The 1,001-nt window shown below is 65.3% G+C and carries 2 protein-coding genes; both read right to left on the minus strand.

What is annotated here, in order from left to right; translation table 11 throughout:
* Positions 1-158, minus strand: a 158-nt coding sequence (locus ACFWVD_RS28990) for an ATP-binding cassette domain-containing protein (RefSeq protein ID WP_379248125.1), incomplete at its 3' end; no start/stop codon positions are given.
* An 8-nt stretch (positions 159-166) separates the two neighbouring features.
* Positions 167-1,001, minus strand: an 835-nt coding sequence (locus tag ACFWVD_RS28995) for an amino acid ABC transporter permease (protein WP_379248123.1), incomplete at its 5' end; no start/stop codon positions are given.

Here is a 1,001-nt window from a genome sequence, read left to right on the forward strand (position 1 = left end):
ACCCTGTCGAGGTGGTTGATGCAGCGCAGGAAGGTCGACTTGCCCGAGCCGGAGGGACCCAGCAGACAGCACACCTGTCCCCGTTCGACGGTCAGGTCGATTCCCTTGAGGACTTCGAGCTTCCCGAAGTGCTTGCGCACGCCCTGGGCGTGGACCATGGGGACGTTCACGCTGCCGCCTCCTTGGTGTTCTTCGTGCGCGCGGGCTGGACCAGTGCGCCGGTGAGCATGCGGCGGAGCGGTGAGATGTGGCCGCCGCGGTCCGAGCCGCGGCCGTAGCGGCGCTCCAGCCATGCCTGCGGGATGCTGAGCAGGGTGACCAGGCCCAGGTACCAGAGGCTGGCGACGACGAGCATGGGGATGACCTGGTAGTTCTGCGCGTACACGTCCTGGATGTTGGACATCAGGTCGTGCGCCGAGATGATCGATACCAGGGCGGTCATCTTCAGCATGTTGATCGTCTCGTTGCCCATGGGCGGGATGATCACCCGCATGGCCTGGGGCAGCACGATCCTGCGCATCGTCTGTGCGGGCCGCATGCCGAGGGAATGCGCGGCTTCGCTCTGGCCGGGGTCCACCGACTGGATGCCGGCCCGGACGATCTCCGAGGCGTACGCGGCTTCGTTGAGTCCGAGGGCCAACAGCGCTGCGACGGCCGGGGTAAGGAGGGAGTTCGTCTCGACCTGGAAGAAGGTGACGCTGGTGAAGGGGATGCCGATTTTCACGTACTGGTAGAGGGCGGCGGCGTATCCCCAGAAGATGATCTGGACCAGCAAGGGGGTCCCGCGGAAGAACCACACGAACAGTGAGGACATGCCGTAGAGAACCGGGTTGGACGACAGCCGCATCACTGCGACCAGCGTGCCCAGAAGGAGTCCGAGGGCCATCGCCGCCACGGTGAGCCACAGGGTCGTGACGAGTCCGGAGAAGATCAGGTCGGCGAAGAGGAAGCGGCCGATGATCTCCCAGTGGAGATTGCCGTTCTTCGCCAGCGATCCGGCC

This window comes from Nocardia sp. NPDC058666 (assembly GCF_042714895.1).
Taxonomy (GTDB): Bacteria; Actinomycetota; Actinomycetes; order Mycobacteriales; family Mycobacteriaceae; genus Nocardia.